At 64.2% G+C, this 20,090-nt stretch carries 18 protein-coding genes; 12 read left to right on the forward strand and 6 right to left on the reverse strand.

What is annotated here, in order from left to right; genetic code table 11:
• Positions 1–64: 64 nt before the first annotated feature.
• The 5 genes from BLR71_RS09645 to BLR71_RS09665 all read right to left on the reverse strand — a co-directional run bounded on the left by BLR71_RS09645 (position 65) and on the right by BLR71_RS09665 (position 4,439).
• Positions 65–514 carry a DUF2946 domain-containing protein gene (locus tag BLR71_RS09645; RefSeq protein WP_281241765.1) on the reverse strand — a complete coding sequence of 150 codons (450 nt, stop codon included), beginning with the start codon at positions 512–514 and terminating at the stop codon, positions 65–67.
• A gap of 193 nt (positions 515–707) precedes the next feature.
• Positions 708–2,132: a sensor domain-containing diguanylate cyclase gene (locus BLR71_RS09650; protein ID WP_175491647.1), complete on the reverse strand. Its 1,425-nt coding sequence runs from the start codon at positions 2,130–2,132 to the stop codon at positions 708–710.
• Positions 2,133–2,579: 447 nt separating this feature from the next.
• On the reverse strand, positions 2,580–3,629 hold the full coding sequence (locus BLR71_RS09655; RefSeq protein ID WP_092525525.1) for an SPFH domain-containing protein: 1,050 nt from the start codon (positions 3,627–3,629) through the stop codon (positions 2,580–2,582).
• Positions 3,630–3,631: 2 nt separating this feature from the next.
• A complete protein-coding gene (locus BLR71_RS09660) occupies positions 3,632–4,105 on the reverse strand; it encodes an NfeD family protein (RefSeq protein ID WP_092525527.1) in 474 nt (157 codons plus the stop codon).
• Positions 4,106–4,229: 124 nt separating this feature from the next.
• Complete coding sequence (locus BLR71_RS09665; RefSeq protein WP_092525529.1) at positions 4,230–4,439, reverse strand: hypothetical protein; 210 nt, start codon at positions 4,437–4,439, stop codon at positions 4,230–4,232.
• 185 nt (positions 4,440–4,624) lie between these two features.
• On the opposite strand from BLR71_RS09665, the gene BLR71_RS09670 reads away from it, so the two are divergent.
• From BLR71_RS09670 to BLR71_RS09685, 4 genes are all read left to right on the forward strand, one after another.
• On the forward strand, positions 4,625–5,968 hold the full coding sequence (locus BLR71_RS09670) for a DUF2252 domain-containing protein (protein WP_092525531.1): 1,344 nt from the start codon (positions 4,625–4,627) through the stop codon (positions 5,966–5,968).
• Between the two features lie 57 nt (positions 5,969–6,025).
• Positions 6,026–6,997, forward strand: coding sequence for a cysteine synthase A (cysK, locus tag BLR71_RS09675; RefSeq protein WP_092525533.1), 972 nt, complete (start codon positions 6,026–6,028; stop codon positions 6,995–6,997).
• Positions 6,998–7,052: 55 nt separating this feature from the next.
• Positions 7,053–9,077 carry a DNA recombination protein RmuC gene (locus tag BLR71_RS09680; protein WP_245696404.1) on the forward strand — a complete coding sequence of 675 codons (2,025 nt, stop codon included), beginning with the start codon at positions 7,053–7,055 and terminating at the stop codon, positions 9,075–9,077.
• Positions 9,078–9,195: 118 nt separating this feature from the next.
• Positions 9,196–10,773 carry a glycoside hydrolase family 32 protein gene (locus BLR71_RS09685; protein WP_092525535.1) on the forward strand — a complete coding sequence of 526 codons (1,578 nt, stop codon included), beginning with the start codon at positions 9,196–9,198 and terminating at the stop codon, positions 10,771–10,773.
• A 56-nt stretch (positions 10,774–10,829) separates the two neighbouring features.
• Here the strand turns inward: BLR71_RS09685 and BLR71_RS09690 are convergent, their stop codons facing one another.
• A complete protein-coding gene (locus BLR71_RS09690) occupies positions 10,830–11,858 on the reverse strand; it encodes a LacI family DNA-binding transcriptional regulator (protein WP_092525537.1) in 1,029 nt (342 codons plus the stop codon).
• A 348-nt stretch (positions 11,859–12,206) separates the two neighbouring features.
• Here BLR71_RS09690 and ltnD point away from each other — a divergent pair, with 348 nt between their 5' ends.
• From ltnD to BLR71_RS09730, 8 genes are all read left to right on the forward strand, one after another.
• Positions 12,207–13,160, forward strand: coding sequence for an L-threonate dehydrogenase (ltnD, locus tag BLR71_RS09695; protein WP_281241766.1), 954 nt, complete (start codon positions 12,207–12,209; stop codon positions 13,158–13,160).
• Positions 13,157–14,515: a 3-oxo-tetronate kinase gene (gene otnK / locus BLR71_RS09700; RefSeq protein ID WP_092525539.1), complete on the forward strand. Its 1,359-nt coding sequence runs from the start codon at positions 13,157–13,159 to the stop codon at positions 14,513–14,515. The genes ltnD and otnK overlap by 4 nt, the downstream gene beginning before the upstream one ends.
• Positions 14,512–15,159, forward strand: coding sequence for a 3-oxo-tetronate 4-phosphate decarboxylase (gene otnC, locus BLR71_RS09705; RefSeq protein ID WP_092525541.1), 648 nt, complete (start codon positions 14,512–14,514; stop codon positions 15,157–15,159). The genes otnK and otnC overlap by 4 nt, the downstream gene beginning before the upstream one ends.
• Positions 15,160–15,251: 92 nt before the next feature.
• The gene (gene otnI, locus BLR71_RS09710) at positions 15,252–16,046 is read left to right on the forward strand and encodes a 2-oxo-tetronate isomerase (protein ID WP_092525543.1); all 795 of its coding nucleotides are present in this window, start codon (positions 15,252–15,254) and stop codon (positions 16,044–16,046) included.
• A 124-nt stretch (positions 16,047–16,170) separates the two neighbouring features.
• Positions 16,171–17,133 carry a D-erythronate dehydrogenase gene (gene denD, locus BLR71_RS09715; protein ID WP_092525545.1) on the forward strand — a complete coding sequence of 321 codons (963 nt, stop codon included), beginning with the start codon at positions 16,171–16,173 and terminating at the stop codon, positions 17,131–17,133.
• Between the two features lie 59 nt (positions 17,134–17,192).
• Positions 17,193–18,194: a TRAP transporter substrate-binding protein gene (locus BLR71_RS09720; RefSeq protein WP_092525547.1), complete on the forward strand. Its 1,002-nt coding sequence runs from the start codon at positions 17,193–17,195 to the stop codon at positions 18,192–18,194.
• 64 nt (positions 18,195–18,258) lie between these two features.
• The gene (locus BLR71_RS09725; RefSeq protein ID WP_092525763.1) at positions 18,259–18,819 is read left to right on the forward strand and encodes a TRAP transporter small permease; all 561 of its coding nucleotides are present in this window, start codon (positions 18,259–18,261) and stop codon (positions 18,817–18,819) included.
• Positions 18,816–20,090: a TRAP transporter large permease gene (locus BLR71_RS09730; protein ID WP_092525549.1), complete on the forward strand. Its 1,275-nt coding sequence runs from the start codon at positions 18,816–18,818 to the stop codon at positions 20,088–20,090. The genes BLR71_RS09725 and BLR71_RS09730 overlap by 4 nt, the downstream gene beginning before the upstream one ends.

The following is a 20,090-nucleotide window of genomic DNA, read 5'->3' on the forward strand; positions in this document are numbered from 1 at the left end:
ATAGCGGCAGGGCACAGGCCTGTTGGCAAGACGACCGGAGCCGTCTTGCATCAGGGGGAGTGGCTCACGACATCAGAGGGAGCGGCGGGGCACGGGGCGCGAACGCCGGATGGTCGGTTTCTCCATGCGGCAGTTGGGTGCTGGCCAACGGCCGGGCATGGGAGGGGGCTGGTGTCGCTGCCAGCAGCGCCAGCGTCGGCGTAAGCCCCGGGGTGTGGGCGAACAGCAGGCAATAGCCGCAGGCGGCCAGAGCATCGGCGTGGTGGCATGCCCCGCCATGCGCTGAGTGCTCCTCGGTCTCAGCCATGCTCGTCGAATGAACATGAGCCTGAGCCATGGGCATAACGGCCCGTTCATGCTCGAGCAGGCGCTGCGACTGGCTGATCAACGGGCCGACGAATATTAGCAGCATGGCGACCAGCGCCAGCCAGGCCAGGCGGCGATCGGGTCTTATCCGGGGCCCGGTGTCGCCGTGCGGGCGGCGGGCGTAGGCGTGTCGGGCAGGCCTTGGCAAGAGAGCGGGTATCCGGTGTGAGAGGGAGAATCGGACTCAGGCGCGATGCCGCGCGCTAGCTCAGCTCATTAAGAATAAAGCACGATCATGTCATCGCCCAGCGCGGCTATGGGACGTGTTGTCGCAGCGAGTCGTGGGCAGGCGACAATATGGCGGCATGGCCGGTAGTTAAGGGCACTCGCACTTGGATTGCTCAGGCTATAGAGGAGGCACTGTCGTACACCACCATGCGGTTGCGGCCATGATGCTTGGCGGCATACAGCGCCCGGTCGGCTCGGGCGATGGCAATGGCCTGGCAGTCATAGGGGTCGTCGCTGTCGGGAAGCGCTACCAGCCCAAGGCTGAGGGTAACGTGCAGCTCGATCTTTTGATGGGAATCGGGGATCGTCAGGCAGAAGGGATGCTGATCGATGACATGACGAATGCGTTCGCCAAGCTCGATTGCCTGGTCGGGCGTCACTTGATCGAGCAGGACGGCGAACTCTTCACCGCCGATGCGGGCGAAGCTGTCCTGCCGGCGCAGCACCTGTTGAATGCGTCGCGCCATTAGACACAGCAGGGCATCGCCTGCAGGGTGGCCGTGTTGGTCGTTGACCCGCTTGAAATGATCGATATCCATCAGCAATAGATAGGGCCAGCGCTTGTCGCCTTTTTTGGTGCTGGGGCGCTGGGCAAGATGCTCGAAGTGCTGTTCCAGGCCGCGACGGTTGAGCAGTTCGGTCAGGGCATCATGATTGGAGGCCGTTAGCGCCTGCTGTTCCTGGTGCTTGCGGTGGCTGATGTCGATCAGCAGCCCGGCGATACTCAGCGGGCGGCCCTTATCGTCATAGCTGATTTCGGCAACGATTTCGCTCCAGCGAAGCGCACCGCCAGCGACTCGCACTCTGGCGTCTTGTCGCCAATCACTGGCCTTGGCTTGTAGCGCCTCGCGCAGGCGCTTGAATAGCGGCGGTCGATCCTCTGCCACCACGCAAGCCAATAAGCGTCGCAGAGGAATATGGGGATAGGTCGCCGGATAGTTGAGGATCCGCCGTAGGCCCTGGGAGCAGTAAAGCTCGCCGCAGACCAGGTCGATCTCCCAGACGCCGCAATCGGTCACCCGGTGCAGCAGCTCGAGCTGCAGGGAGCGGCTATTCAACTGCTGGCGATAAAGCCCTGAGGCGATCAGCTCGGCGGCGATGGTCAATACCTGGAGTCCGCTTCCTTCCCAGCGCAGCGCCCTCTGGCAGTCGTCGATTCCCAGGGTGCCCCACCACTTGCCATTGAAGCGGATCGGCACGGTTGCCATGGAAAGGATGCCCTGACTTTCCAAGTTGGTACGCAAAGACCCCGGCGTCAGCTCGTGCGTGACCATGCTTTGACCTTGGCCCTTCAGGCGTTGGTCAATCAATTGCTGGTATTGAGGGTCGTCGAAGAGCGTGGAAAAAAACCGAAAACGCCGTTGATTGCTCTGCTGATAGTGGCTTGTGGCATTCCATTCGAAGACATAGTCCTGAACGATGGCATCGTCACTGAGCTCGATCAGTTGAAACACCCAGACCCGGCTGCCGCCGGTGGCGGCGCCAATCAGGGCCAGCAGATGCTTTACGCCCTCAGTGAAGCGGGATTGGTCAGCCATGTACCCTGCGCTATCGGCCAAGGCTGACAGCAACTTGGTGGCATCGAGGCGTCCCTGTTCACTTTCGGGCATAGGCGTGCCGTCTTCTCAGGAAGGGGTGGGCTGTACTGCTGTCTCGCCTTGGGCATGACGTAGTGTCGGGTTACTTATACAGACATAACATGACAATTGGAAAAAGGCTGCAATTATCCACTTGGGGCAATCTACAAAAGTCCTTTTTACTGGCGCTTATTCGCTGTGTTTTTTCAAACGGCGCCGTGCGTCTTCAACGAGCTGTCTGGCCAATGGTGGGGGAGGTCGAGGCTGGCATCATCGAGCTTGTCGATGTGAGCGGAAAACGGCGGGCGTCAGGGGCAGATCGTGCGCCTGTCGCCTGAATGAGGCGAGGCGCACGATCTTCTATACGAGCGATAAGCAGACTAGGAGGTTGCTGCTATCGAACAGGGCTCAGGAGGCGCTGCTGGCCCCGCCTAGCATGCCGCTGCGCAGCCCGGATTGGCTGGCATTGTCGTTGAGGTGCTGGCGCACGCTGTCTTCCGGGGAGCCGGCCATTTCGCGGAACATGCCCATCGAACCAAGCAGCGCCGAGGATTCGTAGGGCACGAAGACCCGCTCGCCTTCCTTGGCCATGGTCGGCAGAGCCTTGATGTAGCTCTGGCCGAGCAGATATCCCACTACGGTGCGCTTGTTCTCTTCGCTCTCGCCGATGGCGTTGAGTACCAGCTTGATCGATTCCTGCTCGCCCTGGGCGCGCAGAATGGCGGATTCCTTGTCGCCTTCGGCGTTGAGGATCGCCGACTCCCGCTGACCTTGGGCCATGGCGATGGCGGCGGACTTCTCGCCCTCGGCCTCGGTGACGGTGGCACGGCGCTTACGCTCGGCGGCCATTTGCAGACGCATGGCGGACTCGACCTCTTCGGGCATGGCGATGTCCTGCACCTCTACCCGGGAAATCTTCACGCCCCACTTGGAGGCAGGCTCTTCCATCGACGCCTGGATCTCGTTGTTGACCTCGGCACGGGACTCGAACAGCTTGTCGAGTTCCATCTTGCCGACCACCGAACGCAGGGTGGTCTTGGCCAGCACTTCGACGGCCTGGCTCATGTTCTCGACTTCGTAGACCGCCCGCTTGGGATCGATGATCTGATAGTAGAGAGCGCCGTTAATGGTCACGGTGACGTTGTCGGTGGTAACCACCGGCTGGCCGGGGAAGTCCATGACCGTTTCACGGCGGTCGATGCGAATTTCGTCGCTGGTCAGCGGCAGATACTCTTCTCCCATCTTCTTGTAGCGGATCATGGTGATGGCACGGGGCTGCTCGATGAAGGGGATGATGATATTGATGCCGCTCTCAAGGACTCGGTGGAACGAGCCCAAGCGCTCGATGACCATGACCTCGGACTGACGGACGATGACCAGCCCCTTGGCGATGATCACGATACCCATGACGACCACGATCAGACTGAGAATAAGTCCTGGGCTCAACGGAAATTCCATTTTCACTGCTCCTGTGATGGTGTGCCGGCGGATGCCAGCGTGACGATGGCGGTGGTGCCATCGAATTCCTTGAAGATGACGTCGGTACCTGGCGGCAGACGAGTGGTGCTGCTGTCGGCAACGCGCAGGCGGTAGAAGTCACCGTTTATCTTGAGGCCGCTGGCGCCATCGAAGTCGCGATCCAGCGTCAGATAATGGCGCCCCTGCTGGGCACCGGTGCCGGTGGTGCCATAGGCCACGCCCTTGGGCGAGAAGCGTGGCCGGATCACCTTGATGGTCAGGGGCACCAGCACCCCGGACAGCACGCCCATGGCGAGCAACTGCCCACTAAGGGGTAGCCCGAGGAGGGCGGTGGTCGCGGCGGTCAGTGCGGCGGCGATGGCGAGTGCCAGCAGCAGCAGCGCGCCGGATGTCAGCTCGGCCAGGCCGAGCGCCAGGGCGGCGGCGAGCCAGAGCATCGCAGGGGTCCATTCCATGACGTTTCCTTGTGGGCAGGCCGGCTAGTGGCCTGTCGTGTGCCGAGTGCAGTGTTTCAGAGTCGAATATCCATGCGATTTAGCCGCGCCCTGCGTCGTTCTGGGCGCCATCGAGACAGAGGGGTCAGCGAGGTGCGTCGGAAATCGCTCGCGGTTCACCTGTCTCGTCGAGAATCACGCCCGGTGAGTAGGGGGTAGGCGTTGCGTCGCCGGGTGCGCCGAGCACGGTCTCGCGGTGGCCATCCGGGTAGGTGTTGATGGTACAGCCAGGGAGCAGCATCGCCAGCAGGAGGCCGGCAATCAGCGGCAGGGCGCACAGACGGAAACGTGGCATGACGGGTGCCTTCTAGGGATGTCACAAGATCGAAGCGTAATGTCGTGATCATACCCTGCTAGCCCTTTCGGTGACATCTTCGCGACCGCTCTTCTTGGTGCCATATCATCGAACCTCATCCGCCTCTACCATGAAGGGACAGGCCGCTCTCATGGCTACTGCCCCTTATCGAGGAGACACGCCGCATGCCGCAGCCCCTGACGCGCCATAACCGACCCCAGCAGGTGCTCGATGCCATCGACGCCGCCAACGCCAGCCTTTCCGATGCCGACCGGGAGGCCAAGTTCGCCAAGCTGGCACAGTCGCCGTATCGCTTCTTTCGCGGCACCAACCACCTCTACTGGGACGATGTCTGGCACGATTGGCGCTTCGCGCTGTTCGGCGGCCTGCCCGAAACCCAGACCTGGCTGCAGGGCGATGCCCATGCCTACAACTTCGGCGCCTATGGCCACCACGACGATGCGGTGCGCTACGGCATGGATGACTTCGACGACGCCCTGATCGGCGACTATCAGTACGATCTCTGGCGGCTAGCCATCAGCCTGGTGCTCGACGCCCGCGAAAATGTCGGCCTTTCCCGCAAGGGCATCCGCAAGGCATTGAAAAAACTGCTCGAAAGCTATCATGACGAACTGGCCGGCCATGTGCGCGGCGAGGCGCCGATGGCCGTGACCCTAGAGACCGCCAAGGGCCCCCTGGCGCCTTTCCTCGAGAAGGTGACGCGTAAGGAGAGCCGGGCCAAGATGCTCGACAAGTGGACCACTCTCGACGAGGACGGACGCCGCTTTGCCGTCGAAGAGCGCCCCGAGAAGCTGGCCCGGTTGCCCGCGCACCTGAGTAGCCAGCTGCGCAAGGCCATCGAGGAGGAGTATTGCAACACCCTGAGCGGAGCGCGCGCCCAGGCCGAGGAAGATCACTTTCGGATCAAGGACATGGCGCGGCGTCTCGACGCCGGTACCGGCTCGCTGGGACTCGAGCGCTACTACGTGCTGATCGAAGGCGGGCGCAGGCTCGAGCACAAGCATGAGCACGACGACGTCATCCTCGATGTGAAGCAGCAGACGACCCCCGAAGGCTGGCGCAAGATGAATGCCGCCGAGAAGCGTGCCTGGAGGGCGGCTTTCCCTCACGAAGGTACCCGCCATGCCGCCGCCTTCAGCGCTATCGCCGAGCATCCCGACATCTATCTGGGCTGGCTGCATCTGGGCGACAGAGTGTTTTCGGTGCGCGAGCGCTCACCGTTCAAGGAAGACTTTCCTACCCACAAACTCGACGGCGCCAAGCCCTATCGCCAACTGGTCAAGCAGTGGGGACGGATTCTTGCCCGCGAACACCTGCGCGGCGCCCGTGCGCTAAACCAGGACGACCCGGCGCGCTTTGCGCGCAACGTCTGCGAGCGACTCGATGGACGCCTGGAGCCGTTCATCGAGGTGGTCAGCACCCTGGCGGTGACCTATGCCGACTGCGTCGCCCAGGATTACCGCGTCTTCGTCGACGCGTGCATGCCTGGCTATTCGGACAACCCCTAGCCGGTGCTATGATCGGCCAACATTCGATTTCATACATAGACCCGCAGGGACATATTCATGGCCAATATCCACGACGACAACTCGCTGTCCATCGGTAATACCCCGCTGGTGCGTCTTAACCGGGTCAACGCGGGCGCGACCATCTGGGCCAAGATCGAGGGCCGCAACCCGGCCTATTCGGTGAAGTGTCGGGTCGGTGCGGCCATGATCTGGGACGCCGAGGAGCGTGGCCTGCTCACGCCGGACATGACCATCATCGAGCCGACCAGCGGCAATACCGGTATCGCGCTGGCCTTCGCCGCTGCCGCTCGCGGTTACAAGGTGATGCTGACCATGCCGGCGTCGATGAGCCTCGAGCGGCGCCAGGTGCTCAAGGCGCTGGGCGCCGAGCTGGTGCTGACCGAGCCCGCCAAGGGCATGCCGGGGGCCATCGCCAAGGCCGAGGAAATCGCCGCGTCTGAACCGGCGCGCTATTTCATGCCCCAGCAGTTCAATAACCCGGCCAACCCGCGCATCCATGAGACCACCACCGGCCCCGAGATCTGGAACGACACCGACGGCGCAGTGGACGTGTTCGTCGCTGGGGTCGGCACCGGCGGGACCCTGACGGGCGTCTCGCGCTATATCAAAAAGACCCAGGGCAAGGCGATTCATAGCGTGGCCGTCGAGCCCACTGACTCACCTATCATCAGCCAGACCCTGGCCGGCGAGCCGCTGGCCCCCGCGCCACACAAGATTCAGGGGATCGGCGCTGGCTTCGTGCCTAAAAACCTCGATCTCGAGATGATCGACCAGGTCGAGCAGGTCAGCAACGAAGAGGCCATGGCCATGGCCCACCGCCTGATGCTGGAAGAAGGCATTCTCTGCGGCACCTCCTGCGGGGCCGCCGTGGCCGCCGCCGTGCGTATCGGCCAGCAGCCCGAACATCGCGGCAAGAATATCGTCGTGGTGCTGCCCGACAGCGCCGAGCGTTATCTGAGCTCCGCGCTCTTTGCCGACCGCTTCAGCGAGCAGGAAACGGTGCAGTAAGGCCGGTTGATGCCAGACACAGGCCATCGGCCACGCCGAACACAAGGACTGATGCATGACGCTTGATCCCATAATGATGGCCGCGCTGGCGGCCGTGGCGGCTTTCGTGTTGGGGGCGTTATCGGCTGCTTGGCTGGCCCGTCGACGCCATCGTGAGGCGCTCAAGCACGCTCACGCCGAGGCAGACGCGCAGGCTGAGTCGCTGCGCGAGGCCTTGGCCCGCCAGACGGAGACGCTCGACGCCCGTGACGCCATGCTTGCTGAGCGTGATAAGACGCTGGCCGAGAAGGCCGAGGCTTTCTCCCAGGCCGAGCTTGCCAGGGCGCGTCTGGAGACCGAGCTTTCAAGCCTGCGCGATGGGCTCGCCGCCCGCGAGCAAGACGTCGAACGGCTGACCGATGCGCTTGGCGAGGCCCGCGAACGGGCTCAGGCGCTCGGCGAAGAGAAGGCGACCCTGACCGAGTCGCTGGCTCGCCTGCGGGAGCATCAGACGGCGCTGTCGGATGGTTTCCATGAGCGGCTGGCCGAGCGTGAGCAGCGCCTCGAGCGGGCCGAGTCGCAGCGCGTCAAGCTCGAACAGGCGCTCGAAGATAGCCAGGAGAAGGTCGCCGACCTGCGCGAGAACCTGCGCTCGGCAAGTACTCAGCGTGACGAGAAGCAGGCGTCGCTGGTCAACTATCAGGCCTGGTGGGAGCGCGAGAAGGCCGCTCGCGAGACGCTGGCCGACGAGCTTGCCAACCTGAAGACCACCCATGGCGAGCTGACCAGCACCCTCGCCCAGAAGCAGCAGCACTTCGATGAGCAACTCACGCTGGTCAAGGAGAGTCGCGATCAGTTGAAGCAGGAGTTCGAGAACCTGGCCAACGAGATCCTCGAGCGTAAGGGCAAGGCCTTCTCGGACATGTCGCAGCAGCGTCTGACCGGCCTGCTGCAGCCGATTCAGAGTGAGATGAAGGGCTTTCGCGAGAAGGTGGAGTCCATCCACCAGCAGGAGAGCGAGCAGCGCGTGCAGCTGCGCACCGAGCTCAAGCACTTGCAGAGCCTGAACCAGGCGATCACCGACCAGGCCGACAAACTGACCAACGCCCTGCAGGGTCAGAAGAAAATCCAGGGCAACTGGGGCGAGCTGATGCTCGAGAACGTGCTGGACGGCGCCGGCCTGCGCCGGGGTAAGGACTATGATCGCGAGGTCAGCTTTACCACCGAGGATGGGCGTCGCCGGCCGGATGCCATCGTCTACCTGCCCCAGCAGAAGCATCTGGTGATCGACGCCAAGACCTCGCTTGCTGCCTATACCCGCTATGTGAACGGTGATAGCGACGGCGAGAGATACCAGGCACTTGCCGAGCACTGCAAAGCGGTGGGCGACCGCATCACCGAGCTTTCCGACCGCCACTACTATGACCTGCCGGGGCTCAACTCGCCGGAAGTGGTGGTGATGTTCATTCCCGTCGAGTCCGCCTACGTCGAGGCGCTCAAGCACGACGAGAGCCTCTATCAGCGTGCCATCGAAAATAACGTGCTGGTGGCCACCCCGACCACGCTGCTGACCAGCCTCAATATCGTGCGCCAGCTATGGCGCTTCGAGGATCAGAGTCGCCATTCGGCCGAGCTTGCCAGCCGCGCCGAGAAGTTCTACGACAAGCTGCGCGTCTTCCTCAACAGCATGGAAGACGTCGGCAAGAAACTCGACGGGGCTCGGTTGAGCTTTGACCGCGCCATGAACCAGTTGAGCGCTGGCAAGGGCAACCTGATCAAGCAGACCAACGAGTTTCGTGAGCTTGGCGTGGCGGTGAAGAAGGAGTTGCCGCGAGAGCTTACCGAGCGGGCGCGCCTGGAGCTGGAGCCCGGTGGCATGGAAGGTGGCATGGACAGCGGCGATGAAAATGCCGACAAGGTCCGTGACGAGGCGGCCGATGGCGATACAGAGACTGAGTTAGAATCATCGTCAAGTGTAGAAGCAGGAGCGGCCCCGGTGGATGACGACGCGTCGCGGGAAGTGAGAGCTCCCGCCGAAGAACAGGGCGAGCCGTCGCCAGCATCGCCAACGCCGGCTTGGGAAATCGACGAGCAACGATAGGCCATCCGGGCTGATAGCTATTGGCCCGGCGAGCCAAGGTGGTAGGGTACGCGTTTTCTGTCGTCGCCCTTTCTCTCTTCGACCTTTCGTTCACCGCTATTAGCGCCGCGAGTTCCTTATGACCGATGCCGCCTCCACCTCGCCGGAATTTCGTCCGCTGTTGCACTTCACGCCGCCCAAGGGCTGGATGAACGACCCCAACGGGCTGGTACATCACGCCGGGCAGTACCATCTCTTCTATCAGTATTATCCGCATGACACCGTCTGGGGGCCGATGCACTGGGGGCATGCCAGCAGCGGCGACCTGGTGCACTGGACCCATCGGCCGGTGGCGCTCACCCCCGATGAACACGGCATGTGCTTTTCGGGCAGCGCGGTGGTCGACTGGCAGCATGCCTTCGTGCCGGAATGCGAGATCACCACGGCGCCACGCAAGGCAGAGTGCGGCACCCTGCGTGCCGACATGCTCACGCCCCTGGTGGCCTTCTTCACTCGGCATGTACCGGGCGCTTCCCCCGAGCTTGGCCATCAGTCCCAAGCGATGGCCGCCAGCCGCGATGGCGGCCGTACCTGGCAGGCGCGCGATGCGGCGATTCTCGACAATCCGGGGCTTCAGGACTTTCGCGATCCCAAGGTGTTCTGGCATGCCGAAAGCGCGCACTGGGTGATGATCCTTACCGAGGGGCAGACGCTCGGCATCTATCGCACCCAGGGAGGCGCGGACTGGGAGAAGGTCTCCACCTTTGGTGCCGGTTACGGTGCGCATGACGACCTGGCCTGGGAATGCCCGGACCTCTTCCCGTTGCCGGTAGAGGGCCAAGCCGGCGTCGGTCAGCAGGGGGATGAAGGCACGGATCGTGACGCTGGCGCCGGGAGCTTGGAGGAGCGCTGGGTGTTGATGGTCGGCGTGCAGCAGTGCGGCCCTGCCGGAGGCTCCGGCACCCAGGTGTTCATCGGTGACTTCGACGGCATTCGCTTCACGCCTCAACAGGCGTCTGAGACGGTGACCTGGTTCGATCACGGCGCCGACTGCTATGCCGCCCAGAGCTGGTCGGATCATCCCGGCGAGCGACTGGTGATCGGCTGGATGAGCAACTGGCTATACGCCCATCAGACACCGACCGGTGACTGGCGCGGCGCGATGACGATTCCCCGGGCGCTTAACCTGACGCGTGACGAGCAAGGCGAGGGCCTCGTGCTGCGCCAGGCGATTCCGGACCGGGTTCGCGATAGCGCCCTGGCCCTCGATGCGGTTGTGGTGCCGCGTCGGCCGGCGCCCGGTAGCGTACTGGAGCTCGGCGAGGCCGAAGCCGCCTTGGCCGAATTCCGGCTCGATCTCGCACCGGGCGCTGCCGTGGTGCTTCGACCCTTCGGCGACGACAGCCTGGTCTATCGGCTGGAATATCTGGACACGGGCCTCGTCGTGAGTGTTGAGCGCGCTGCGCCGCGTGATCCTGAAGCCAGCCAAGCGGACGCGCTTAGCGAGCACTTCCCTCACCGCAGCCACTATCATTTGCCCGCCGGGCAGCGCATCGCCTGTCAGCTGCTGCGCGACCGCTGCTCGGCGGAGCTATTCATCGATGACGGCAGGCTGGTGATCACCGAACTCGCCTTTCCAAATGAGCCGCTGCCGATATTGCTGAGCGTCGAACAGGGCGACGTGGGCCTAAGTGCCGTCAGCGGCCGGCACTGGTAGCGGCGCGGTGATCTATCCATGGCCAGGCCGGCGGCGCCGAGTGCTGGCTCATGAACTCAGGTGCTTTCGCCGGCCAGTAGCTCGAAGCCGACGTCGTGCTGTTCGGGGGTGCGATCGGCGCCCTGGAGCCTGGCTATCACCCGGCGGGCGGCCTCGCGGCCAATGGTCTCGCGGGGTGAGAGGATGGTGGTCAGTCGCGGGGTGATGCGTTGGCCGATCGGCAGGCCGTTGAAGCCGGCGATGGCGATCTCTTCGGGTACCCGGATGCCCTGACGCTGGGCGTGCAGGATGGCGCCGGTGGCCAGGTCATCGTTGGCGAAGTGGATTGCCGTGGCCTCTGGGTGATGGGTGAGCACCTCTTCCAGCGCCTGGGCGCCGGTCTCGAATTGGCCAAGATGCTCCAGATCCAGCAGCGGTGCCGATAGCCCCTGTTCTTCCAGTACCTCGCGGTGTCCCGCAAAACGCAGGCCGGCACGATAGTCGCGTTCCAGCTGCGCCGCCACATAGACGATCTGGCGATGACCGCGCCCGAGCAGGTGTTTCGCCATGCAGCGCCCGGCTTCGGCATGATCGAGCCCAATGTTCAGGTCGCGGGTCTCGCCAAGTTCCATGATTTCGGCAACCGGGTGCTCCCAGTGCTCGAGCACGCGCTGGCAGGCCTCGCTATGGCGCAGGCCGGTCACGACCAGTGCCGAGGAAGACCAGCCGAGAAAGGTACGCACCAGCTCGCATTCCCGGTCCAGGTCGTAGTCGGTGTTGCCCAGCAGGATCTGGTAGCCGTGGCGCTCGAACTCCGCCTGCAGGCCGGCGATCACCTCGACGAAGACGATATTGGCAAGCGATGGCACGATCACCGCAATGAAGCGGGAGTTGGCCGAGGCCAGGCTGCCGGCCAGCATGTTGCGCACATAGCCCACCTTGTCGATGGCGGCCTCGACGGTGGCTCGCGTGGCAGGACGTACCGCCTGCGGTGAGTTGAGCACCCGGGAGACGGTGATGGCTGAAACGCCGGCCTCCCGCGCCACGTCAGCAAGCGTCGGCTGCATGACACTCTTGCGATTGCGCCGCTGTTTGTCGCCCCCCATGGGCTTTCCCTCCTGTGATCAGTCCCTGACTGCTTGCTGACTGTCCGACGGCGCCTTTGCTGACCGGTCGTCCCTCGCCGTGTTCTCGACCGCTGTGCGCTTTCCGGCCGGATTCTAGCCTTCGATACGGCCACACACGAGGGCGGCTATCTTGGGCGAGGCGTGTGCTTAGACATTGGTCTCGCTTTGTGCGCTGCGTCTTGCTCTGACTTGAATCCTACTCTAAGAATGAATGGTAGCGCTAACATTAGCGCATCGCCAGCGGTACTCGGCGGCCATTCAGTGCCACTTCGGTCCCGCCAGGCGAGCGCCATATTCGCTCATGATCCACTCAGCTAGGAGTCTTCCGTGTCCTCACAAAACGCCTCATCCATCGGTGTCGTCGGCCTTGGTGCCATGGGTCTCGGCTCGGCCACGGCCATGCTCGAAGCCGGTCTGCCGGTCATTGGCTGCGATATTTCGGCCAAGGCCCGCGAGATCTTCGAGGCAAGGGGGGGGCGCTGCGTGTCCACTCCCGCCGAGCTTGCTGCCGAGTGCCGCGTGGTAGTGCTGGTGGTGGTCAATGCGGAGCAGGTCGAGAGTGTGCTCTTCGATGCCCCGGCTTCGGGTGAGGCGGCTCTGGCCGCGAGTCTGGCGCCGGGCAGCCTGGTGATTCAGTGCGCCACGGTGGCCCCTAGCTATGCCACGGCGCTCGGTGAGCGGCTGGCGGCGTTGAACCTCGAGATGCTCGACGCGCCGATCAGCGGCGGTGCCGCCAAGGCGCGCAGCGGCGATCTGTCGGTGATGGCCTCCGGCGCCGAGACCGCCTACGCCAAGGGTCAGGCGGCACTCGACGCCATGGCGGCCAAGGTCTATCGCCTCGGCGGTGCGCCGGGGCCGGGCTCCAGCGTCAAACTGGTCAATCAGCATCTGGCCGGGGTGCATATCGCCGCGGCCGCCGAGGCGCTGGCGCTGGGCATCCGCATGGGCATCGACCCCGAGGTGCTGTATGAGGTGATCACCCACTCGGCGGGTAACTCCTGGATGTTCGAGAACCGGGTGCCTCACATCCTCAAGGGCGACTACACCCCGCTCTCGGCGGTCGACATCTTCGTCAAGGATTTGAACATCGTGCACCAGACCGGCCGCGAGCTGCGCTTCTCCATGCCGGTGGCGGGCAGCGCCCTGCAACAGTTCACTGCCGCCAGCAGCGCGGGCTTCGGCCGCGAAGATGACTCGGCGGTGATCAAGGTCTACCAGCGCCTGTCCGGCATCGATCTGCCGGCCGCCAACGACGGCGACGCGGGGGAGGGGCTGTCATGAGCCGTGAGCAAGCCTCCCAGATCGTGCTCGGCGCCATCGCCGATGATTTCACCGGCGCCACGGACCTTGCCAACAACCTGGTGCGCTCAGGCATGCGCACCCTGCAGGTGATCGGCGTGCCGAGTGCCGACGTGGCGCTGGACGATATCGATGCGGTGGTGGTAGCCCTGAAATCACGCTCCTGCCCGGCGGCGGATGCCATCCGCGACTCCCTGGCGGCCCTCGACTGGCTTCAGGCTCAGGGCGCTCGTCAGATCTTCTTCAAATACTGCTCGACCTTCGATTCCACCGATGACGGCAATATCGGCCCGGTGGCCGATGCCTTGCTAGAGAGGCTGGGTGCCGCTCAGCCAGAGGCGCAGGAGCTTCCGCAGACGGTGATGGTGCCGGCTTTCCCGATCAATGGCCGCACCGTTTATCAGGGCCATCTGTTCGTTGGCGACCGCTTGCTCAACGACAGCGGCATGCAGCATCACCCCTTGAACCCGATGCGTGACGCCGACCTGGTGCGAGTGCTCGCTCGTCAAACATCGCATCGGGTGGGCCTGCTCAATCGGGCGACCCTTGCCAAGGGAGCGCCGGCGGCCAGCGCTCATCTCGCCGAGTTGCAGCAGGCCGGGGTTCGCCATGTAATTTGCGACAGCCTGGATGAAGCGGATCTCGAGGTGATCGCCGCGGCCGTGGTCGAGATGCCGCTGGTCACCGGTGGCTCCGGCCTCGGCCAGGCGCTGCCGGCGCAGTATCGCCAGAAAGCCTGGCTGGCTCCGGTGGAAAACGCTGGGCGACTGGCGCCGGCCAGCGGGGCGGCGCTGGTGCTCTCCGGCAGTTGCTCCCGGGCGACGCTTGGCCAGGTCGAACATTTTCTCGGCCGTCATGAAGGCCTGGCACTGGACCCGCTGGCGCTGGCCGAGGGCGACGCACCGATCGACGATGCGCTCGAGTTCGCCCGTACGCGGCTATTCGGCGCTGCTAAAGGCCCGGTGCTGATCTATGCCTCGGCGGCGCCGCAGGCAGTGGAAACCGCTCAGGCGACGCTGGGAGCGGCCCGGGCCGGCGAGCTGGTCGAGCGGGCGCTGGCGACCATCGCCCAGACGCTGGTCGCCGAAGGCGTGGGGCAGCTGCTGGTCGCCGGTGGTGAGACCTCCGGTGCGGTGGTGTCGGCGCTGGGCGTTGGCGAGCTGCGCATCGGCGAGCAGATCGATCCTGGCGTGCCCTGGACCCAGACACAGCTTGCTGGCCGCGAAGCGCCGTTGTCGCTGGCGCTCAAGTCCGGCAATTTCGGCGGCGTCGATTTCTTCACCCGCGCCTTCGACGTCCTGATCGAGCAGTCGAATGCGGTAGAGGTGGGCGCATGAGCACCCGAGACGACAACCGCTTGCGCGAGCAGATTGCCGTCTACGGCAAGTCGCTGTTCGATCGCGGCCTGACCATGGGCTCCAGCGGCAATATCAGCGTGCGCCTCGATGACGGCGGCTGGCTGATGACGCCCACCAACGCCTGCTTGGGGCGGCTCGACCCGGCGCGCATCTCGCGGCTCGACCGCGATGGCCGCCATCTAGACGGCGCCAAGCCGACCAAGGAAAGCGTGCTGCACATGGCCATGTACGGCGAGCGACCTCAGTCCGAGGCCATCGTGCACCTGCATTCGACCCATTCGGTGGCGGTCTCCTGCCTGCCCGAGGTGGACCCCTGCGACTGCATTCCGCCGCTGACCGCCTACTACGTTATGCGGGTCGGGCGGTTGCCGCTGGTGCCCTACCACATGCCGGGTGACCCGGCGCTGGGCGATGCGGTCAAGGGGTTGGCCGGCAAGCACAGCGCCGTGCTGCTGGCCAATCACGGCCCGGTGGTGGCCGGCAAGTCACTGGAAGCCGCGGTCTATGCCACCGAAGAGCTCGAAGAGACCGCCAAGCTCTATCTGCTGCTGCGTGGCCAGAACCCTCGCGGCCTGACCGATGAGCAGGTGGCCGAGTTGGAGGCGCGGTTTCCCCGCGATTGACACAGAGCACGATGCGCCGCTGCTTGCGGTGGACGTAATGAGCGACACGATCGTGATAACGACGAGATAACAACGAGACAACAGGAATCGACATGATCCGACTGGCCGCCAATCTCAGCATGCTGTTTCCGGAACAGGCCTTCATGGAGCGCTTCTCGGCCGCCGCCGCAGCGGGCTTTCAAGGCGTCGAATACCTCTTTCCCTATGCCTTCGAGGCCCGGGAACTGCGCGCGGCGCTGGATGACAACGCCCTGAGCCAGGTGCTGTTCAACCTGCCGCCGGGAGACTGGGACGCCGGCGAGCGGGGGTTGGCGAGTCTGCCCGGCCGCGAGGCCGAATTCCGCGATAGCGTCGTCGAGGGCATTCGCTATGCACAGGCGCTGGACTGTCCGCGACTGCACGCCATGGCGGGCCTGCTGCCCGAAGGGGCCGATGCGGCGACCCGAGAGGCGCACCTGGCGACCTATATCGAGAATCTACGCTTCGCGGCGGGCGAGCTCGAGAAGGTCGGCAAGACCCTGCTGATCGAGCCGATCAACGGCCGCGACATGCCGGGCTTCTTCCTGCAGCGCCAGGGGCAGGCCCGCGAGGTGCTCGAACGGGTCGGTGCCGACAATCTCAAGGTGCAGTTCGATCTCTATCACTGCCAGATCGTCGAGGGTGACCTGATCCGCAACATGGAGGCGCAGTTCCCGAATATCGGCCACGTGCAGCTCGCCGGGGTGCCGGAGCGCCATGAGCCGGACCTGGGTGAGGTGAATTACCCGGCGGTGCTCGCCCACCTGGATGCCCTGGGCTATCAGGGCTGGGTGGGCTGCGAATATCGGCCGGCCGGCGATACCCGCGCAGGGCTGGCCTGGGGGCGTGATTACGGGCTGCGCGCCTAATGCCAGGCGCTAACCCGCTGTGTGGTAAACAGCGGCGTGCTCGACGATCACGATTTCGCACCACGAAAGTTCACACAACAACGCCTTATACAACAACGATTTATACAACAACCAGGTAGCTGCCATGCACGTTCTGATCACCGGTGCCGCCGGTTTCCTCGGCCAACGCCTCGTTCACGCCCTTGCCGCCTGCCGCGAGCTGGACGGTCAGCCGCTCTCGCGCCTGACTCTGGTCGATCAGGTGGAGGCCCCCGCACCCGAGATTGCAGGTGTCGAGTGCGTCGCTCGGGCCGTCGACATCGCCGCGCCCGGTGCGCTGGACGCAAGCCTCGACGAGCACCCGCAGGTCATCTTCCATCTGGCGGCGGTGGTCAGCTCGGCCGCCGAGGCCGATCTGGACTTGGGCACCACCGTCAATTTCGAGGCCACGCGGGCGCTGCTCGAAGGTTGCCGAGCCCGCAAGCTCTCGAGCACTCGTCTGATCATGGCCAGTTCGGTGGCGGTCTATGGCGGTGATCTGCCGGATGTGGTCGAGGACATGACCGCGCTGACGCCGCAAAGCTCCTACGGTACCCAGAAGGCCATGTGCGAGCTGTTGATCACCGACTATAGCCGCCGTGGCCTGGTCGATGGCCGGGTGCTGCGTCTGCCAACCATCGTTATCCGCCCGGGGCGGCCCAATGCCGCGGCCTCGAGCTTCGCATCCAGCATCCTGCGCGAGCCGCTCAACGGCGAGGATGCCGTTTGCCCGGTGCCCACCGATCTGGAGCTATTCGTGATGTCGCCGCGCCGGGTCACCGAGGCGCTGATTCACGGTGCCGAGGTGGCCGGCGAGGCCTTCGGCCCCTCCCGCGCGCTGATGCTGCCGGGCATCACGGTGAGCGTCGCCGAGATGCTCGAGGCACTGCGCGAGACCGGGGGCGAGGCGGCCCTGGCCCGGGTACGCCATGAGCCGGACCCGCGCATCGAGGCCATCGTCGCCAGCTGGCCAGCTCGCTTTATCAACGCACGTGCCCGGGAGCTCGGCTTCCAGGGCGATGCCAACCTTCGCGACATTGTCGAGAGCTATCTCGGCGAGCGTGACTGAGTCCTCGATTCCGTCGAGGAACACCCCAGCGTGTCTCTGCAACCCAAGAGGTCATAACAATGAAAGCCAAGTTTGCACGCCACAGCCTGTCCGTTGCCATCGGCAGCCTTACCACCGCGGCCCTGGCGCTCGGCGCCATGAATGCCCAGGCGGCCCAGACCATTAACCTGGGGCATACCCTCTCCGACAGCTCCCACTATTCGGTGGGCGCGGATGCCTTCAAGGAAACCCTAGAGCGCCTGAGCGACGGCGAGTTCGAGGTGGTCGAGCATCCTTCCGGCGCCCTGGGCGGCGAGCGGGCGATGATCGAGGGGCTGCAGATCGGCACCGTCGATGTGGTCATCACCTCTACGGGCCCGCTGGGCAACTTCGTACCGCAGACCTACGTGCTCGACCTGCCGTTCCTGTTCAAGGACTACGATCAGGCGCGCTGCGTGCTGGACGGCGAGATCGGCCAGGATCTGCTCGACAAGATGGGCGAGCATAATCTGGTGGGTCTTGCCTGGTCGGAGAACGGCTTCCGTCACATGACCAACAGCAAGCGCCCGGTGACCTCGCCGGAGGACGCCGAGGGCCTGAAGATCCGCACCATGGAGAACAAGGTGCATATGGCGGCCTTCGAGCAGATGGGCGTGCACCCGACTCCAATGGCCTTCCCGGAGGTCTTCACGGCGCTGCAACAGGGCACCGTGGACGGCCAGGAGAATCCCATCACGGTGATCGTGGCAAGCAAGTTCTGGGAAGTGCAGGATAACCTGTCGTTGACCGGCCACGTCTACTCGCCGGCCATCGTATTGGGCTCTCCGGTGCTGATGGATGGCCTCAGCGAAGAAGAGCAGGGATGGTTTGAACAGGCCGCTCAGGCGTCTGCCCAGGCCACTCGCGAGGAAGTCTCGCGCCTCGAGCGTGACGGCGTGGAACTGCTGCGTGAAAACGGCATGACCGTCGAGACCGACATCGACAAGGCGCCGTTCCAGGAAGCCGTCAAGCCCGCCTACCAGATCTACACCGACCAGTACGGCAGCGAGATGCTCGACCGTATCCGTGCCAGCGACTGCTAACGCTGGCGACACCCTGATCCGGCGCCGCCCGGCGCCGGATTCTCCCTAAAGTATGGTGGATGTGATGGTGGAGCTTTTCCTGCGCTTCGAGCGCCTGACCACCCGGATCGCCCTGCTGGCGGCGATCGCGATGCTGATCATCTCGGTCACCCTGGGCTTCTACCAGGTGGTGACTCGCTTCGTGCTGGATGCGCCTTCGACCTGGTCGGAGGTGATCTCCCGCTCATCGATGATCTGGTGCGTGTTCCTAGGCGCGGCGGCCGGCTTCCGTGGCGGCTTCATGATGTCCGTGGAGGTCATCTACAAGCTGCTGCCTGCCCGTCGGCTGATCTGGCTCGAGGTCTTCGTGGCCCTGTGCTGCCTGATCGTGTTCGTGGTGCTGATCCAGTACGGCACGTCCATGACCCTGAGGGTGCGGACGCAAATGCTTTCCGGGCTGGAAGTGTCGATCGCCTGGGCCTATGCGGCCATGCCGGTAGGGGCTGGCTTCGCGCTGATCGCCGTGCTGGCGCGCCTGCTTGCTCAGATCACCGGTCGGGAGACCATCGGTCCCGAGGAAAGCGAGACACCCAAGGTCGCCGCTCCCACGCCTGACACCCATCCGCAAGACGAGGTGCGCTCATGAATGCGGCCATTGGTCTGTCGTTGATCATCCTGTTCAGCCTCGGGGTGCCCATTGCCATCTCGATTCTGCTGGCCTCGATCATTGGCATCGAGTTCTTCTCGCGCCTGCCTTTGTTGCTGGTGCCACAGCAGATGTTCGTCGGCATCGACAATTTTCCGTTGATGGCGATTCCCTTCTTCATTCTTGCCGGCAACCTGATGGCCGCCGGTGGCATTTCCCGGCGCTTGGTCGATCTGGCCAAGGCGATGGTGGGCGGGGTGCAGGGTGGCCTGGCCATGACCTGCGTGTTGACCTGCATGATGTTCGCCGCGGTGTCTGGCTCAAGCGTGGCGACGACCTTCGCCATTGGCTCGATCCTGATTCCAGCGATGGTCAAGCACGACTACCCGCGGCCGCTGGCGGCCTCCATCCAGGCCTCGTCGGCCGAGCTCGGGGTGCTGATCCCGCCCTCGATCCCGCTGATTCTGTACGGCGTCAGCACCGATACCTCGATCGGCAAACTGTTCATCGCCGGTATCGGCCCTGGGCTTTTAATCGGCGGTGCGCTGCTGCTGTTTTTGTATCTCTTCTGCAAGATCCGCGGCTATGGCCTGAGAGACCGTGAGGATCGCCATGATCTGCCCACGGCCTTCAAGCGCGCCTGGGCGGCGATGCTGATGCCGGTCGTGGTGATCGGTGGTATCTACGGCGGCGTCTTTACGCCCACCGAGGCATCCGCGGTGGCGGTGGTCTACGCCGTGATCGTCGGCGGGCTCGTCTATCGCGAGCTGAACATGGATGAGCTGGTGCCGATCCTCAAGCAGAGCGTGATTTCCACGGCGGCGGTGATGCTGATCATCGCGGCCGCGGCGCTGTTCAGTTTCCTGATCAGCCGTTCGGGGCTACCGGCCGAGGTGGCGAGTTGGGTAACCCAGGTCTTCGATAGCCCGATCTCCTTCCTGCTGGCGGTGAACGTGATGCTGCTGGTCGTCGGCATGTTCATCGAGACCTCGGCGGCGATCCTGGTGCTGGCCCCGATCTTCACGCCGATCGCCATCCAGTACGGCATCGACCCGGTGCACTTCGGCCTGATCGTGGTGGTCAACCTGGCACTCGGCATGTTCACGCCGCCGCTGGGCGTCAACCTGTTCGCCGCCTGTGCGGTCGCCAAGCTGTCGATCGACCAGCTGTTGCCCTGGCTGATGCGCTTTGTGCTGGTAGTGCTGGCCTGCTTGATCGCCATTACCTATATGCCCTGGATCTCGCTGGGGTTGGTCGACCTGCTGTATTGA

This window comes from Onishia taeanensis (assembly GCF_900100755.1).
Taxonomy (GTDB): domain Bacteria; phylum Pseudomonadota; class Gammaproteobacteria; order Pseudomonadales; family Halomonadaceae; genus Onishia; species Onishia taeanensis.

Bases quoted from the DNA above. Each gene is read 5' to 3' on its own strand.
- BLR71_RS09650 (WP_175491647.1), bottom strand. From the start codon at position 2,132: ATGGCTGACCAATCCCGCTTCACTGAGGGCGTAAAGCATCTGCTGGCC.
- BLR71_RS09655 (WP_092525525.1), bottom strand. From the start codon at position 3,629: ATGGAATTTCCGTTGAGCCCAGGACTTATTCTCAGTCTGATCGTGGTC.
- BLR71_RS09660 (WP_092525527.1), bottom strand. From the start codon at position 4,105: ATGGAATGGACCCCTGCGATGCTCTGGCTCGCCGCCGCCCTGGCGCTC.
- BLR71_RS09665 (WP_092525529.1), bottom strand. From the start codon at position 4,439: ATGCCACGTTTCCGTCTGTGCGCCCTGCCGCTGATTGCCGGCCTCCTG.
- BLR71_RS09670 (WP_092525531.1), top strand. From the start codon at position 4,625: ATGCCGCAGCCCCTGACGCGCCATAACCGACCCCAGCAGGTGCTCGAT.
- cysK (WP_092525533.1), top strand. From the start codon at position 6,026: ATGGCCAATATCCACGACGACAACTCGCTGTCCATCGGTAATACCCCG.
- BLR71_RS09680 (WP_245696404.1), top strand. From the start codon at position 7,053: ATGACGCTTGATCCCATAATGATGGCCGCGCTGGCGGCCGTGGCGGCT.
- BLR71_RS09685 (WP_092525535.1), top strand. From the start codon at position 9,196: ATGACCGATGCCGCCTCCACCTCGCCGGAATTTCGTCCGCTGTTGCAC.
- BLR71_RS09690 (WP_092525537.1), bottom strand. From the start codon at position 11,858: ATGGGGGGCGACAAACAGCGGCGCAATCGCAAGAGTGTCATGCAGCCG.
- otnK (WP_092525539.1), top strand. From the start codon at position 13,157: ATGAGCCGTGAGCAAGCCTCCCAGATCGTGCTCGGCGCCATCGCCGAT.
- otnC (WP_092525541.1), top strand. From the start codon at position 14,512: ATGAGCACCCGAGACGACAACCGCTTGCGCGAGCAGATTGCCGTCTAC.
- otnI (WP_092525543.1), top strand. From the start codon at position 15,252: ATGATCCGACTGGCCGCCAATCTCAGCATGCTGTTTCCGGAACAGGCC.
- denD (WP_092525545.1), top strand. From the start codon at position 16,171: ATGCACGTTCTGATCACCGGTGCCGCCGGTTTCCTCGGCCAACGCCTC.
- BLR71_RS09720 (WP_092525547.1), top strand. From the start codon at position 17,193: ATGAAAGCCAAGTTTGCACGCCACAGCCTGTCCGTTGCCATCGGCAGC.
- BLR71_RS09725 (WP_092525763.1), top strand. From the start codon at position 18,259: ATGGTGGAGCTTTTCCTGCGCTTCGAGCGCCTGACCACCCGGATCGCC.
- BLR71_RS09730 (WP_092525549.1), top strand. From the start codon at position 18,816: ATGAATGCGGCCATTGGTCTGTCGTTGATCATCCTGTTCAGCCTCGGG.